Origin of the sequence: Roseomonas marmotae (assembly GCF_017654485.1) — a bacterium.
Lineage (GTDB): Bacteria > Pseudomonadota > Alphaproteobacteria > Acetobacterales > Acetobacteraceae > Pseudoroseomonas > Pseudoroseomonas marmotae.
The window spans coordinates 740,573-755,000 of sequence record NZ_CP061091.1; the positions used below are offsets into that span (position 1 = coordinate 740,573).

The window sequence follows — 14,428 nt, forward strand, 5'->3', positions numbered from 1 at the left end:
TGCTAGAGGTTGTTATGGACCTATGGCCTGGTAACGATCAGGTTGCGGGGTATGACTGCCCGCAAGCCGTACCCATCCGATGTGTCTGATGAAGAATGGGCGCTGGTCGCGCCCTATCTGACGCTCCTGCCGGAGGACGTCGGACAGCGGGAGCATTCACTGCGCGAGGTATTCAACGGGCTGCGCTACGTGGTGAAGACCGGCGCGCCCTGGCGCTGGATGCCCAATGACCTGCCACCTTGGGCGGCGGTGTACCAGCAAACGCAGCGCTGGCTGGCGGCAGGCTGCTTCGAGGCGCTGGCCGAGGACCTTCGAACCGTGCTGCGGCTTGCCGCAGGGAGAAAGGCGCAGCCCAGCGCTGCTATCCTGGACAGCCGCACCTTGCGCTCCACGCCGGAGAGCGGCGAACGGGGGGGCTATGACGGCGCGAAGCGGAAGAAGGGCTCGAAGCTGCACCTGGCGGTCGACACACTGGGGCATCTGCTGGCGTTGCACGTCATGCCCGCAAGCGTGGACGACCGGGCCGAAGTCGGACGCCTGGCCCAGGCGGTGCAATCCTCCACAGGGCAAAGTGTTGATCTGGCCTATGTCGACCAGGGGTACACCGGCCGGAAAGCAGCCGATGCCGCGAAAGCCCACGGCATCGAGCTGGAGGTGGTCAGGCTGCCGGAAGCCAAGCGCGGCTTTATCCTGCTGCCGCGACGCTGGGTAGTGGAAAGGTCCTTCGCCTGGGCCACTCGCTTTCGGCGCCTGGTGAAGGACTACGAGCGCTATGCGAGCACTCTGGCCGACCTCCACCTCGTCGCCTTCGCCTGCATCATGCTCAAGCAGGCCGCTCAACTCACAGCAGGTCCCTGAGAAGCACCTCTATTCAGACGCTGACGCCACCACGGCTGCCCGCAAGGTCTCCATCAGATCCCGCGCCGCAGGTGTGAGAAGGCGGTCGCGCCGCTGCAACAGCCCGATCGTGCGGGACACGGTTGGCTGCACCAGGGGAATGCGGACGACCGACTTCGTGGCCTCGCCGAAGAGCGCGGAATCCGGCAGCATCGTGATGCCGGCTCCCGCCGCGACCAGCGCCACGGCGGAGCCGAGGTGACGCACTTCGGTCTGCCAGCTGGCATTGACCTGGGCGCGGCGGAAGGCGGCCTCGATGATGCGCCGGTTCTCGCTCAGGGGGCCGATCGAGATCAGCGGCGCCTGTGCCAGCTCGGCCCAGGCGACGCTCTTGCGGCGGGCCAGGCGATGGTCCCGTGGGCAGACCAGGAAGAACGGCTCCTCCCGCAGGGGCGTCACCTCCAGCTCCCGCCGCTCGGAGCCGATGGCCGCCAGGGCGAAGTCCAGCCGGTTCTCGACCAGCAGGTTGCGGATCTCGGTGGCGGAACTGTCATGGACCACCACGGCCCCGCCCCAGCGCTTGTGGTGGCTGGCCAGTACCGCGCCCAGGTAGCGCACGGCCAGTGTCGGCAGGCAGCCGATCACGATATCCGCTACCGCCGGCCTCGCACCGGCCCGGCGCATGGCATTGCTCAACCTCGCCAGCGCGTCCCGTGCTTCCGGCAGCAGCGTCTCTCCGGCGGGGGTGAGCTGCACCGGCCGGCCAGAGCGTTCCAGCAGCGGTGCCCCGATGATCGCCTCAAGCCGCTGCACGCGCCGCGTCAGGGCCGGCTGGCTCAGCCCGAGCCGCTGCGCCGCGCGGCCGAAGGAGCCGAGGTCAGTGACAGCGAGGAAGGCCTCGAGGCCGGGAAGGTCGAGATGCATGACGCGGAGCAGCATGCACCAAGCTGATCGAACAGTCATCTCGTTGCATTGGACACATCGGCAGAAGTGGCGGCACACCGGTGGCAATGGGAGGAACCGGATGAGCAGCAGCATCGTGTCCGAAGTCGCGCGCCTTCAGGATTGGATCGGCCGCAGCGAGGTGGTGGAGGACGAGGCCAGCCTGCCCATCGTGCGGCGGCTGGCGGCGCTCCTGGACCAGGACCCAGGCGCCTATCGCCGCGGCGACGCCCTGCCGGAGAACTGGCACGCCATCTTCTTCAGCCCCACCGCGCGGCAATCCCAGCTTGGTCCGGACGGACATCCGCGCAAGGGAGACTTCCTGCCGCCCGTGCCGCTGCCGCGCCGCATGTTCGCCGGCCGCCGGCTGCACTTCCTGGCGCCGCTGCCGATCGGGGCGGAGATCCGCCGCACCTCCACCGTCGCCGCCATCACCCACAAGACCGGACGCTCCGGGGAGATGGTCTTCGTGCGCGTCGACCACGTCGTCGAGGCGGAGGGGAGGGCCGCGGTGCGGGAGGAGCATGACATCGTCTACCGGCCCGAGGCCGCGCCCGGTGCCGGGGCGCCGCCCGCCGCGGCCGAGGCCGCTCTGCCGGAGCCGCATGCGCGGGAGGACTATGCCCCGGACCCCACCAACCTGTTCCGCTATTCCGCCCTGACCTTCAATGCCCACCGCATCCATTACGACCTGCCCTACACGCAGGAGCAGGAGGGCTATCCTGCCCTGGTGGTGAATGGCGGGCTTACAGCCATGCGCCTGGCCGAGCTGGCGAAGCGGCACCTCCCAGGCGGGCGGCTGGGCCGGCTTTTCGTGCGCAACGTGCGCCCCTTCTTCCTCGGCCAGCGCGGCGAGCTGCGGCTGCGGCGTGAGGAAGGCGGTGGCCTCTCGCTCTGGGCGCTCGATGCCAAGGGGCGCCCCGTCGCCCAGGCCGAGGCGGCGGGGCCGGAGGCCGCGTCGTGAGCGGCCCGCTCGCCGGACTGCGGGTGCTCGATGTCACCAGCACCATCGTGGGTCCGGCCGCCACGCTGATCCTGGGCGAGCAGGGGGCCGATGTCATCAAGGTGGAACCGCCGGAAGGCGATGTGATGCGCCGCCTGGGCGGACGCCCGCGCGAGCCGGGCATGGCGCCGAAGTTCCTGCACTTCAACCGCAACAAGCGGTCCATCGCGCTGGACCTGAAATCGCCGGAGGGTGCCGCGGCCATGCGGCGGCTGGCGGAGCGCGCGGATGTCTTCGTCTCCAACATGCGGCCGCGCGCCCTGGAGAAGCTCGGCCTGTCCTGGAAGGATCTGTCGGCGCTCAACCCGCGCATGGTCCATTGCACCATCGTGGGCTTCCTCTCGGGCGGGCCCTATGAGGGCGCGCCCGCATACGACACCATCATCCAGGGGGTTTCCGGCGTGGCCGGCGCGCATGCCGAGCTGTTCGGTGCGCCGCGCTTCGCGCCCTTCGTCCTGGCTGACCATGTCACCGGCATCACGGCCGCGCAGGCGATCTGCGCCGCGCTCGTGGCGCGGGAGCGCAGTGGCCAGGGCGAGGCCATCGAAGTGCCGATGTTCGAGACCATGGCTGGCTTCGTGCTGATGCAGCATCTCGACCAGCGCACCTTCGAGCCTAATGGGCACATGGGCGATCCGCGCATCATGACGCCCGACGCCCGGCCCTTGAAGACGCGGGACGGCTATATCTGCGTCTCCGCCAATACGGACATCCAGGCCCGCTCCTTCTTCGATGCGATCGGCCGGCCGGAGCTGAAGCAGGACCCGCGCTTCGCCACGGTGGCATCGCGGATCGTGCATGTGGACGAATATTTCAGGCTGCGTGCCGAGGCGATGACCGCGCGCAGCACGGCGGAATGGGTCGAGGTGCTGCGGAAGCACGATGTGCCCTCGATGCCCTGCCACTCACTGCAGAGCCTGCTGGAGGATCCGCAGCTGCGCGGCTCCGGCGTGCTGGTGAATGAAGAAGCGGATGGGGAGGAAGAAACAATGCTGGGCCTGCGACATGCGAGCCGATACGGCGGGTCGGGCATCGCGCCCTCCCGCCAGGCACCGCGCCTGAACGAGCATGGCGAGGAGATCCTTGCCGAGCTTGGCTACAGCGAAGAGGAACGCACCAGGCTACTCGGGCGCAAGCGGGAGACAGCGGCATGAACCGGCGCGCGCTCCTGCTCGGCGGGTTGGCCGGCCTTGCCGCCCCCGTCATTCGCCCGTCCTTCGCCCAGCGCGACTGGCCGAACCAGCCGATACGCCTCGTCGTGCCCTTTCCGCCAGGCGCGGCGAACGACAATATCGGCCGCGCCATCGCTGACCAGCTCTCGATCCGCCTCGGCAAGCCCGTGGTCGTGGAGAACCGTGCCGGCGCCGGCGGTTCCGTGGGGTCGGATGCGGTCGCCCGCGCCGCGCCGGATGGCCACACGCTGCTGCTCGGTCACATCGGCACGCTGGCCGTGAATCCGGCCATCTACCCGAAGCTGTCCTACGACCCGGTGAAGGACTTCGCCCCGGTCGCGCTGATCGCCAGCCTGCCCAATGTGCTGGTGGTGAATCCGAAGAAGCCCTTCCAGGACATCAAGGCGCTGGTGGATTTCGCCAGGGCCAACCCGAACGAGCTTCGCTACTGCTCCGCCGGCAATGGCTCGGCCGGGCATATCGTGATGCTCGCCTTCCTGGAAGCGACCGGCGTTAAGATGGAGCATGTGCCCTATAGCGGCCTGGCACCGGGCATCAACGACCTCGTCGCCGGCTATGTGGATCTGACGCTCGGCGGCGCGCCGACGGTCATGCCGCTCGTCGAGCAGAAGCTGCTGCGTGCCCTCGCGGTGACCAGCCCCGAGCGTATGCCGACGAATGCGGATCTGCCGACCGTGGCGGAAACGGTGGCCCCCGGCTTCGACGTGCAGCCCTGGTACGGGATCGCCGCGCCCGCCGGCACGCCGGAGCCGATCATCCGCCGCCTGAACGAGGAGATCAATCAGGCGCTCAGCAGCCCGGCGGTGGCGGACCGGTTCAGGAAGGAGGGCGCGAACCCCCAGCCCATGACGGCGGCCGCCTTCGGCGACCTGATCCGTGCCGAGGTGCCGCGCTGGGCCCAGGTCATCCGCGCGGCCGGGGTGGTCGCGGAATGAGCGGCATGGAGGGAGTGCGCGCCGCGACATGGCGCTCCATGCTCTATGTTCCCGCGAGCGTGCCGCGCTTCATCGCCAAGGCGGCCGGCGCGGGGGCGGATGCGATCATCCTCGACCTGGAGGATGGCGTTCCCGCCAATGCGAAGACCGAGGCGCGGGAGGCGCTGGCGGGAGCGGTGGCGACCTGCCGCGCCGGTGGCGCCGATGTGCTGGTGCGAATCAACCGCCCGCTGCGGCTCGCCGTGCCGGACCTGGAAGCGGCGATGGCGGCTGGGGCGGATGGCGTGCTGGTGACGAAGGTGACCGGCGCCGAGCATCTCGCTCTTCTGGCGGAACTGCTGGACGAGTTGGAGATCGAGCACCCGCGTGCCCGGCCGGCGATGGTGGTGCCGCTGATCGAGACACCCCGCGCCGCCCTGCGGATGGAGGAGATCGCCGCCGCCCCGAGGGTCGCCGGGATGCTGGTCGGCGCGGAGGATCTGGCCGCCGAATGCGGCAGCGCGGCCGATGATCCGCTCATCGTGGACATCAAGCGGCGGATGGTGCTGGCGGCGGCTTCGGCCGGCATCGCTCCCCTGGGAACGCTGGGCAGCGTCGCGGATTTCCGCGACGCGGACCGCGTGCGGCGCGTCGCGGAAGAGGCCCGGCGATCCGGCTTCGTGGGCGCGAGCTGCGTGCATCCGGCATTGGTGGCGGTCCTCAACGGGGCCTTTTCGCCCGGCGAGGCGGAGCTGGACCTAGCCCGCCGCCAGCTCGCCGCGGCGGAAGCGGCGGCGTTGGAGAAGCGCGGCGCCTTCCAGGTCGATGGGCGGATGGTCGATGAGCCTATCCTCCGGCGCGCGCGTCGTCTCCTGGCAACGGCGAGGGGGTAAGCTCCGGGCTTCCGGCGATGCGGGAAGCGGGGGCGAATTTTCGCTCCCGCTTTCCCTCGCCACACCATCTTCCTTGTTCGGTCGCAAATCCTTGATTGTGAAGAATTTTGTTTCCGGGCGAGGGAAGGTTTACCTACCTACTTCATGTCTGGTCGCGGGACATTGTTGGGATCCCGTCGGGCCGGCCATCGTAGATGATGCCTATCGCTTTGAGCGCCTGGGGGGCGCTGTGCCGAGAGGCAGGTGAGCCATGCACCAGATCCACTCCAATGCCCGCACCACCCCCGCCGTCCGGGCTGAGATCGCCCGCTCCTCCGAACCCTCGGTGTCCTGGCTCGCCGCTTCGGCGTGAGCAGCGAGACCATCCGCAAGTGGCGCCAGCGCGGACCGGAAGACTGCCTCACCCACGTGCTGACCGGCAACGGCAGTTGCTTCACCCCCGTTCTTGCCAAGGTGTGCGCTGAGCCCGGCGCGGCGTATCGCCACACCCGGCGGTTGGACGCATACGTCCAACCGCCGCAAACAAATGGCATGGTGGAGAGGTTCAACGGACGGGTGGGCAGCGAGGTGCTGGGCATCGCCATCTGGTCCCATGCCCAGCTCGAGCATCTGCTCCGAGGCTTCAACGCCGCCTACAACGCCCGCCGCCAGCGCGTCCTCGACGGCAGGACGCCCGGCCAGGTTGTCAAGGAACGCCTCCGGGCGCGACGAAAGCTCGCCCGCCGCAAACCCGAAACACCTGAAGGTCGAGCCGGACCAGAGGACATCGCCCGCGCACGCCTCATTGCTGAGGACGCCAAGGAGGTCTCACAACCGGGCAGCTAGGTAATGCCCTCAGGACAAAAAGAGTTCATCCGAGGCTGGCGGGACACTGAAATGAGCCTCACCATTGCTCCAAAGTTCGGCGCTGCTACCGAGGCTCGCATCCCCCAGATGGATGTCATTGACGAAGAGGTTCCGGTCCCCGACACCTGCCATCGAGGCATCATTGGTGAAGGCCACTACAACATCATGGGCCGTATCGGCGGCAACATTCCCCAGCATCAACTCCGTGCCGTGCTGAATACCGTTCCCAGGCACAGTTCCACGGTAGATCTCCTCTCCATTCACCCAGACAACCGCCGCTGGATCCCCCCGCCAGGAGTCACCGCTCAGCGTGAGGGTAAGCGGCACCGCCGCCTTCAAGCCCGGAGCCGGAGTGGTGTTGGAGTTGCCGTGACCCGCATCCGGTAGGATGGGAGCGGAAGTCGCCGGCATGTTCGGGTCCGTCACAGGCCCGGGCCAGCTGATATTATTCGAATTGCCCGGCGGGGTCGTGCTGTCGGGCTGGCTGGGTATGTTCGGATCGGTCACGGGTCCGGGCTGCGTTACACCGCCGCCGGCCGGCGTATCCGTCTCATCCGGCCGGGTCGGCTGATTCGGGTCCACAGGTGTGGGGGCGTTCCCGTCGGTCGACTCGCCGGGCTTGCTCGGAGTGGCGGGACCGTTCCCGTTATCCGGATCTGCCGGTGGCACCGGCTGGTTCCCGTCATCGGAGTTGTCAGGCCGGTCCGGCACGACCGGTGGCGTCGGCGTCACCGGCACGCCTGGGATGATGTGGCTTCCCGGCGGGGCCAGGGCGAAGGTGGGGTCGTTGGCGTAGATGTCGCCGCTGGTCATCGGCGGGTTCTCGGCCCGCAGATCATGGTAGACCTGGGCGGCCTCGGCATCGCCGGTCAGCTGCGCCAGGCCGGAGAGCGTCGCCAGCGCCAGCTGCGCATAGTCGCCCTGGCTGTGCTGCCACCCCTCGCCGTTCGACCAGTCCCGCGCCTTGGTCTGCGCGCCGATCTCCGCCCAGGTCTTGTAGATCTCGCCCGTCACCGGGTCGCTGTTGGCGATAAGATAGGCCGCGCCGTCATGCTGCGGCAGGCCATCGGCCTCATGCTGGAAGCGGCCGATCAGGAAGTTCGACATCCAGTCCAGCAGCGTCAGCGCGTCGGCATTGCCGCGCTCGGCGGCGGCGATCGCGGTGGAGGCGAAGTAGTCCTGCTGCCACGGCGGCAGCGCGCCCGCCGTGCCGTAGACGCCCGGCACCCAGCCATGCGCCTCGCCCTGCTGCTCGGTCCAGGTGGGGATCTGCGAGACCAGCCACTTCCAGTTGCTCTCGGAGGCCGCGGTGAAATAGGCCTTCTCCGCGCTGCCGTCCGGCGCCGCGAAGGCGGCATTGTCGATCTGCCGCAGCGACCAGGCGGCGCCGCGCACCTGGTTGCCGTTGACCACCAGGTCCTCGGCCATGCTGCGTTCTTCCGGCCAGTGCGCGAGGATGTTCCAGCTGGCCTGGGCGTTCAGGTTGTCCAGCATCCAGCGCTCGCCGGTCAGCAGGTAGGGCACGAAGGAGAGGTCGGGCTGGTGCGCCACATCCAGCACCCAGCCGGACTGGCCGTCGTTGAACTGCACCAGCGAGCCGGAACTGGCGTCGCCCGGGCGGCCCTGGCCGCCGCGGCCATCGGTCCAGAGGCGGGGGTAGTCGTCGGTGCTGAGCCAGCTGTCGTTCCGGGCGTCCCAGTGGTGCCAGGGGATGGCGCTGGCGGCCTCGGCCTGGCCCAGGGCGTATTCGGCGGCACGCGCATCCTGCGACAGCAGCCAGGTGGTGTTGCCGAAGGTGGTGAAGCCGATATCGCGGCGACCACCCGTATTCGGCATGTACTGCATCACGTCATTGGCGGCGAGCGGCGCGTCCCAGCCGGGCGCGCCGATGGTGTTGCCAAGATTGTTCAGGACAGCTTCGGAGACCTTGAGGCCGAGGTCGTAATTGGCGACGGCGCCGGTCTGCTGCAGGTGGGCGATGTCATGGCGGATGTTCAGCCAGCCGCTCTGGGCGTCGCCCAGGCCCTGGCCGCCATTCTGCTCGTCGAGCTGGAAGCTGCGGTGCCAGTTCTCATACTGGCCCTGGCTGACGGTTTCCTTCGCCAGCACCTGGCCATCCATGGTGACGGTGACGCCGTAGTTGGCGCGGCCGCCGGTGGCCTCCATGGCGCGGTCGTTGTTGAACTGGGCGTCGACGGAGAGGGTGCCGTCCTTGAAGGCGGTGACGTCGAAGATCAGGCGCTGCGACCCCTCGAGGGTCATCTCGACGCGGGCCTGGCTGGCCAGCGGGCCGTCCTGCCAGACGCTGGCGGTGCCGTTGGCGATGGCCTGCTGCAGGGCGGCGAGGACGTCGACCTGGGTGGTGCCGGCGGCGGTGTCGAGCGTCACGTTGAAGCTGTGCTGCCGGGCCACGGCGGCGAGGTCGACGGCGGCGCCGGTGGCGGCCGTGGCGGCGGGGGCGAGGCTGAGGGCGAGGCTCTGGCCGGCGGCGAGATCGGGGCGCTCGAGGGAGAGCACGGCCATCTTCACCGAGCCATCCTCATGGGTGGACTTGATGTCCATCTGCACGGGGACCTCGCGGCCGCCGATCCGGGCGGTGAGGCCGGAAGATGCCGGAAGTTCTCCGCGCACGAAGACTTGGCCGAAGGTTGTCACGCCACCGACAAGAGCGTCGGAGCCGGAGTTCTCAAGGGTCAGTGAAATGGTCATGGGCGGCGAGAAATACATAGATGCGACGGTCGCGCTATATAAAATTTCTCCATCTATAATATATACTTGAAACATTAAAGCGGGATGCATTTTTTTAAATGGCTCGGATGTCTCATAACTCAAAGACGATTTCCAAGACTGAGTTTTAACTGGATGGTTGAGGCGGGTTGCGGTTGCGAAGGGGCGGAGGGGAATAGGAGGCGCTGGCTCGCCGCTGTCTCAGCAGTACGATTGCGAGCGGCAGCGCAGCTCAGAGACTGAGCCCAGCTGTGGCTCGCCCGAGCCAACCTCCCTGATCTGTGATTGCGGTGCGGCGGCATCCCAGCACCGAATCGCCCTGCTTCAGGCCGCCGGCCGAGCCGGAGGAACTGATTCGTTGGGGAAAGGTGCCTTGTGGCGGCCAACTGACGGGCCGTCACGGCGCATCGTCCGGATCAGATACCGCCGGCAGGCCAGGCTCTGCTATCGGCGGTGCCGGGTACCGGTCTGCGCCGCCGTGGCCTGGGCAGAGATCCCGCGGCCGGGGTGAATAGCCATGCGGCGAGAGGCCCCCGCCGATCCCAGGCCCGCCCGGCCTGGGGCCAGGAAGGGCGGGGCGCCGGCTCAGAGGATTCCGTATTTCTCGAAGACGACACGCAGCGGCACGCCGGCACGCAGTTCCCGCAGCGTCTCCTTCTCGCCCTTCAGCTTCACTTCGGCCCGCCTGGCCACCTCGGCCTCCAGGGCCCGGGGCACCACGATCGCCCCATCGGCGTCGCCGAAGACGAAATCGCCGGGGCAGACCCGCACGCCGCCGCATTCCACCGGCACATCCACCGCCACGATCTTGCCGCGGCCCTTGCTGTCCAGCGGGCCGATGCCGCCATGGAAGACCGGGTAGCCCATGGCGCGGATGGCGGTCACGTCGCGCACCATGCCGTCCATCAGCGCGCCGCTGCTGCCCCGCACCTGAGCGGCGGTGCTCAGCAGCTCGCCCCAGGGCGCGATGCGGCCGCTGTGGCCGCAGGCGAAGACCGGGATCTCGCCCGGCTGGAGGGAATCCACCAGATCGATCTCGAGGTCATAGGGGTTCTCGCCCTCCCTGGCCTCATAGACATCCAGATAGAGCGCGGTACGCGCCCGGCCGGCCATGCGGCAGGCTTCGTCCAGCGGGCGGATGCGGGCGGGCAGGGCTTGGTGCATATGGCCCAGGCTATCCAGCACGTCGGACAGCAGGGCGGTGAACAACCGGTCCTGCATGCGTTCCAGAACCGTCTTGGTTTCGCTCACGGCGGGCTCCCTATTTAACGTTATAGTCTGAGCGCGGCCGGAAGCTGGCTGTCAACAGGATCCTCCTTCCCGCAGATGTACGGGCAGGATGATGTCGCGCATGCGGAAGGAAGTCTGTTCCAGCCGCGCCATGATCTCCTCGCCCGCCCGCACGCCGATCTCGTAGGCGGGGCTGACGACGGTGGTCAGCGCCGGCCAGGCATAGCGGAACATCTCAAAGCCGTTGAAGCCGGCGACGGGCATCGCATCGGGCACGGCGATCCCCCGGCCCCGCAGCAGCAGCATCGCCGCCAGCGCCATCTGGTCATTGCCGCCGACGATGGCGGCGGGCGCGGGATGTCGCTCCAGCGCGGCGGCGAGGGCGGCCTGGGTGGCGGGGCAGCTCTCATCGCCACAGAGGATGAGCCGCACCGTGAAACCGGCACCGAGCCCCTGGCGCAGCCCCTCCGCGCGTTCGGCCTGGGCCGTCCAGGCGAGTTCCGGTGTCAGGAAGAAGACCAGCCCCTGGCGCGGCAGCCGTGCCCGGAGATAGGCGCCCAGCATCCTGCCTCCCTCCCGGTCGTCCTGGCGGATCAGGCAGACATCCCTGAGGCCGCCGGCGGCGTGTTCCTGCACCAGCACCACCGGCTGGCGCAGCCGCTCCACCTGCTGCAGCAACCGCCTGCGGGCCGCTTCGGGGCCGGAGAGCAGCAGGCAGAGCGCATCCGTCTCGGAATGGGAGAGCAGGGGCACCGTGCCGTCGGTATTCGGGTTCATGCCTTGCAGCACCAGGGAAAAGGCCTGCGTGGCGGCAAAATTGCCCAGTCCGGCGATCACGTTGGTGATGAAGGGGTCGCGCAGGTAGTCCGGCGCGCTGTCGAGCACCAGCACGCCGATGGCGCCCGTGCGCTTCAGGCGCAGGCGGCGGGCATTGGCATCGGGACGGTAGTTCAGCCGCTCCACCTCCCGCAGGATGCGCGCGCGTGTCTCGGCGCTGGCGCCGGGGCGGCCGTTCAGGACATTGGACACCGTCATGGGCGTGACGCCCGCCGCCTCGGCCACATCCCGCAGCCGGCTGCTTCTGTGCCTCGTGGGCTTCTGTTGATCCACGCCGTCATCCTGCCTGCTGGAACTGCCCGCTGGAATTGCCCGGCATCGCTTGAAGGCCCGTGGTTATGATGAGGCGGGGGAGGGGGGACAAGCGCGCCCCCGGCCTCTGCGTGATATGGGAGGCGGCATCCGCGTGATGACCTGTGCCGCCGCGCATGGAGGAGGGAGTTGACGGCGGCCGCGAAGGCTGGGGGAATGCCGTGGTGGGGCCATGCCTCCGTCCTTTTGCCGCCGGGAGACGCCGCATGCCGGATTGGATCAGCGCGACCCAGGAGGCCGCCGCCGTCACCCGCGCCTGGAGTGACGCGCGCGGGCCTGGCGGCGCCATCCTGCTCTTCGACAGCGCCGGCATCCGTCAGGCGATGGCGGGCGGGCTGGCGAGCATCGAGCATGGCATTCCCTTCCTGCCGGAGACACCGAGCCGCTTCGCCTCCATCAGCAAACACTTCCTCGCCGTGACGGCCTTGCTGGAGGATATTCCGCTGGAGGCGCCGCTGGGCACGCTGCTTGGCGGGCTGCCGGCCGCGGTGGGTGGGGTGCCGCTGCTCCGGGCCCTGGATATGACCGCCGCGCTGCCGGACATGATGGAACTGCTGTGGCAGCAGGGCGTGCCCTTTACCGCCAGCCTGGGCGCCGAGGAGATCCTGGGCCTCGCCCGCCGCCTGCCCGGCCTGAACGCCGCGCCCGGCACCGAGATGGCCTATTCCAATACGGGCTGGCGTCTGGCCCAGGCGGTCTTCCCAGCACAGCGTGGCGTCTCCTATGCCGAGGCACTGCGCCGCAACCTGCTGGCGCCGCTCGGCCTGCCGGTCGCCTTCCCCGGCGATGAGACGGAAGTCGTGCCCGGCCTGGCCACTGGCTACTGGTGGGACGGCGCGTCCTGGCGGCGCGGGCGGTATGGAGTGAATTTCTCCGCCTCGGGCGGGCTGGCCGGCAGCGCCGTGGCCCTGGCGCGCTGGCTTTCGGCGCTGCTGGCCGGGCAAGGGCCGCTGGATGGGATGCTGGAGCGCCTGGCCGCGCCCCGGTATTTCGCCGACGGCACGGAGAGCCTGTACCGGCTGGGCCTGGTGCAGACCCGGCTGGGGGATGTGACGCTGCTGGGCCATGGCGGCTCGCTGCCGGGCTATCGCAACCACTTCCTGCTGGCGCCGGAGCATGATCTCGGCGTCGTGGTCATGACCAACCGGGAGGAGGACGCGCTCTGGCCCGCCCTGCGGGTCTTGGCCGCCCTGGTGGAGCAGCCTTTGCCGGAGCCGCCGCGCGATCTCCCCACCGGACTGTTCGCGGCCGCGGAAGGGCCCTTCTGGGCGGAGATGACGGCCGGGTCCATCAGCTTCATGGGCGGGCATGAGCAACTGGCCGCGCTGCCCGAGGGCGGCGCGCGCAGCCTGCCGGCCTATCTCGACATCCAGCTGCGGGCGGAGGGGCCGGATATCCTGTCCGGCCGGATCGGTGGGGTGGCGCGGCGGCTGCTGCGCGTGCCTGCGGGGCAGGCGCTGGATGCCGCGCTGGCCGGCGAATGGCATGAGCCACGCCTCGGCCTGCGGATCACCATCCGCGGCGATGGCACGGCGTGCCTTCCCTGGGCGGGTGGCCTGGGCTGGGAGACGAAGCTCACGCCCCTGCCCGGCGGGCGGGCCCTTGCCGAGCTCGCCCACGGTCCCTGGCGGCACCGCCCCTGCCTTTGGCTGCAGCCGGACGGCTCGCTGAGGGTGGCCAGCCACCGGGCCCGGGTCCTGCACCTCCATCGTCACGTCCATCAGGAGGACTGACTTGAACCGTTCACGCCTCGCACTGCTTGCCGCGGCCGCGCCGCTCGCCCTGAGTCTGGCCCATGGAGCCATGGCGCAACCGGCGCCGAACCGCGTGCTGCGCGTGGCGCCGCATGCTGACCTGAAGACGCTGGACCCCGTCTTCGCCTCCATCGTCATCACCCGCATGCACGGGCTGATGATCTATGAGACGCTCTTCGCCTGGGATTCGAAGCTGCAGCCTCATCCGCAGATGGTGGAGAGCTTCTCGACCTCCCCGGATAACCTGGTCTGGAGCTTCCGCCTGCGGGAGGGGCTCCGCTTCCATGACGGCCGTCCTGTCACCAGCCGCGATGTCATCGCCTCGCTGCAGCGATGGATGAAGCGTGACACGGTGGGCGGCAAGATGGCCGAATACACCGCGGCGCTGGAGGCGCAGGACGACCGCAACTTCACGCTGCGGCTGACGAAGCCCACGGGCATGGTGCCCTTCGCCCTGGGTTCGGCGGTCGGGCAGATCCCCGCCATCATGCGGGAGAGCGACGCGGCGACCGACCCGATGACGCCGGTGACGCAGACCATCGGCAGCGGTCCCTTCCGCTTCAACCGCGAGCAATGGCAGAGCGGCGCGCGGGTGGTCTATGACCGCAACGCCGATTACGTGCCGCGCGCGGAACCCGCCGACGGGCTGGCCGGCGGCCGGGTCGTGAAGCTCGACCGCGTCGAATGGACCATCATGCCGGACCCCGCCACGGCGGCGGCGGCCCTGCAGACCGGTGAGATCGATATCTGGGAGCAGCCGGGGCAGGACCTGATCCCCGTCATCAGCCGCAGCCGCGACATCAAGGTGGAGCGCTATTCCAGCCTGGCCAACCAGGTGATGCTGCGGCCCAACCACCTGCACCCGCCTTTCAATGACCCGCGCGCCCGGCTGGCCCTGGCCTATGCGACGGATCAGGCGGATTTCCTGGCCGCTGGCTAC

12 protein-coding genes and 1 pseudogene (1 of these 13 only partly in view) are annotated in these 14,428 nt (G+C 69.1%); 9 read left to right on the plus strand and 4 right to left on the minus strand.

All coding sequences use genetic code 11. The features are described 5' to 3' along the window. Positions 1-51: 51 nt before the first annotated feature. Positions 52-858 (plus strand): IS5 family transposase, encoded by an 807-nt coding sequence (locus IAI58_RS03500; RefSeq protein ID WP_207451233.1) that lies wholly within the window; start codon positions 52-54, stop codon positions 856-858. Positions 859-867: 9 nt separating this feature from the next. On the opposite strand, the gene IAI58_RS03505 is transcribed toward IAI58_RS03500, so the two are convergent. After that, on the minus strand, positions 868-1,776 hold the full coding sequence (locus IAI58_RS03505) for a LysR family transcriptional regulator (RefSeq protein ID WP_207451235.1): 909 nt from the start codon (positions 1,774-1,776) through the stop codon (positions 868-870). 85 nt (positions 1,777-1,861) lie between these two features. On the opposite strand from IAI58_RS03505, the gene IAI58_RS03510 reads away from it, so the two are divergent. The 6 genes and pseudogenes from IAI58_RS03510 (at position 1,862) to IAI58_RS22975 (ending at position 6,607) form a co-directional block, all read left to right on the plus strand. Further along, on the plus strand, positions 1,862-2,743 hold the full coding sequence (locus tag IAI58_RS03510) for an HTD2 family dehydratase (RefSeq protein ID WP_207451236.1): 882 nt from the start codon (positions 1,862-1,864) through the stop codon (positions 2,741-2,743). Continuing rightward, the gene (locus IAI58_RS03515) at positions 2,740-3,936 is read left to right on the plus strand and encodes a CaiB/BaiF CoA transferase family protein (RefSeq protein WP_207451238.1); all 1,197 of its coding nucleotides are present in this window, start codon (positions 2,740-2,742) and stop codon (positions 3,934-3,936) included. Before IAI58_RS03510 ends, IAI58_RS03515 begins: the two co-directional genes overlap by 4 nt. Beyond that, entirely contained in the window at positions 3,933-4,910 is a 978-nt protein-coding gene (locus IAI58_RS03520) for a Bug family tripartite tricarboxylate transporter substrate binding protein (RefSeq protein WP_207451240.1), read from the plus strand. The genes IAI58_RS03515 and IAI58_RS03520 overlap by 4 nt, the downstream gene beginning before the upstream one ends. Beyond that, positions 4,907-5,782, plus strand: coding sequence for an HpcH/HpaI aldolase/citrate lyase family protein (locus IAI58_RS03525; RefSeq protein WP_207451242.1), 876 nt, complete (start codon positions 4,907-4,909; stop codon positions 5,780-5,782). Before IAI58_RS03520 ends, IAI58_RS03525 begins: the two co-directional genes overlap by 4 nt. A 250-nt stretch (positions 5,783-6,032) precedes the next feature. Beyond that, a pseudogene (locus IAI58_RS22970) lies at positions 6,033-6,166 on the plus strand (IS481 family transposase); the annotation flags it as partial. A gap of 147 nt (positions 6,167-6,313) precedes the next feature. Further along, entirely contained in the window at positions 6,314-6,607 is a 294-nt protein-coding gene (locus IAI58_RS22975; protein ID WP_237182707.1) for a hypothetical protein, read from the plus strand. A 9-nt stretch (positions 6,608-6,616) separates the two neighbouring features. On the opposite strand, the gene IAI58_RS03535 is transcribed toward IAI58_RS22975, so the two are convergent. From IAI58_RS03535 to IAI58_RS03545, 3 genes are all read right to left on the minus strand, one after another. Then, positions 6,617-9,337, minus strand: a complete 2,721-nt coding sequence (locus IAI58_RS03535) for a carbohydrate-binding domain-containing protein (protein WP_208776016.1) — start codon at positions 9,335-9,337, stop codon at positions 6,617-6,619. Between the two features lie 603 nt (positions 9,338-9,940). Then, positions 9,941-10,606: an RraA family protein gene (locus tag IAI58_RS03540; protein ID WP_237182902.1), complete on the minus strand. Its 666-nt coding sequence runs from the start codon at positions 10,604-10,606 to the stop codon at positions 9,941-9,943. Between the two features lie 51 nt (positions 10,607-10,657). After that, on the minus strand, positions 10,658-11,695 hold the full coding sequence (locus IAI58_RS03545) for a LacI family DNA-binding transcriptional regulator (RefSeq protein WP_207451389.1): 1,038 nt from the start codon (positions 11,693-11,695) through the stop codon (positions 10,658-10,660). A gap of 245 nt (positions 11,696-11,940) precedes the next feature. Here IAI58_RS03545 and IAI58_RS03550 point away from each other — a divergent pair, with 245 nt between their 5' ends. Both IAI58_RS03550 and IAI58_RS03555 read left to right on the plus strand, forming a co-directional pair. Beyond that, entirely contained in the window at positions 11,941-13,467 is a 1,527-nt protein-coding gene (locus tag IAI58_RS03550; protein ID WP_207451391.1) for a serine hydrolase domain-containing protein, read from the plus strand. 1 nt (position 13,468) lies between these two features. Continuing rightward, positions 13,469-14,428, plus strand: the 5' portion of a protein-coding gene (locus IAI58_RS03555) for an ABC transporter substrate-binding protein (RefSeq protein ID WP_237182721.1). The gene runs 627 nt beyond the window's last position; only the first 960 of its 1,587 coding nucleotides appear in the window; its start codon is at positions 13,469-13,471; the stop codon falls past the right edge of the window.

Coding starts and splice junctions, on each gene's coding strand:
- IAI58_RS03500 (WP_207451233.1), top strand. CDS start 52: ATGACTGCCCGCAAGCCGTACCCATCCGATGTGTCTGATGAAGAATGG.
- IAI58_RS03505 (WP_207451235.1), bottom strand. CDS start 1,776: ATGCTGCTCCGCGTCATGCATCTCGACCTTCCCGGCCTCGAGGCCTTC.
- IAI58_RS03510 (WP_207451236.1), top strand. CDS start 1,862: ATGAGCAGCAGCATCGTGTCCGAAGTCGCGCGCCTTCAGGATTGGATC.
- IAI58_RS03520 (WP_207451240.1), top strand. CDS start 3,933: ATGAACCGGCGCGCGCTCCTGCTCGGCGGGTTGGCCGGCCTTGCCGCC.
- IAI58_RS03525 (WP_207451242.1), top strand. CDS start 4,907: ATGAGCGGCATGGAGGGAGTGCGCGCCGCGACATGGCGCTCCATGCTC.
- IAI58_RS22975 (WP_237182707.1), top strand. CDS start 6,314: ATGGTGGAGAGGTTCAACGGACGGGTGGGCAGCGAGGTGCTGGGCATC.
- IAI58_RS03535 (WP_208776016.1), bottom strand. CDS start 9,337: ATGACCATTTCACTGACCCTTGAGAACTCCGGCTCCGACGCTCTTGTC.
- IAI58_RS03550 (WP_207451391.1), top strand. CDS start 11,941: ATGCCGGATTGGATCAGCGCGACCCAGGAGGCCGCCGCCGTCACCCGC.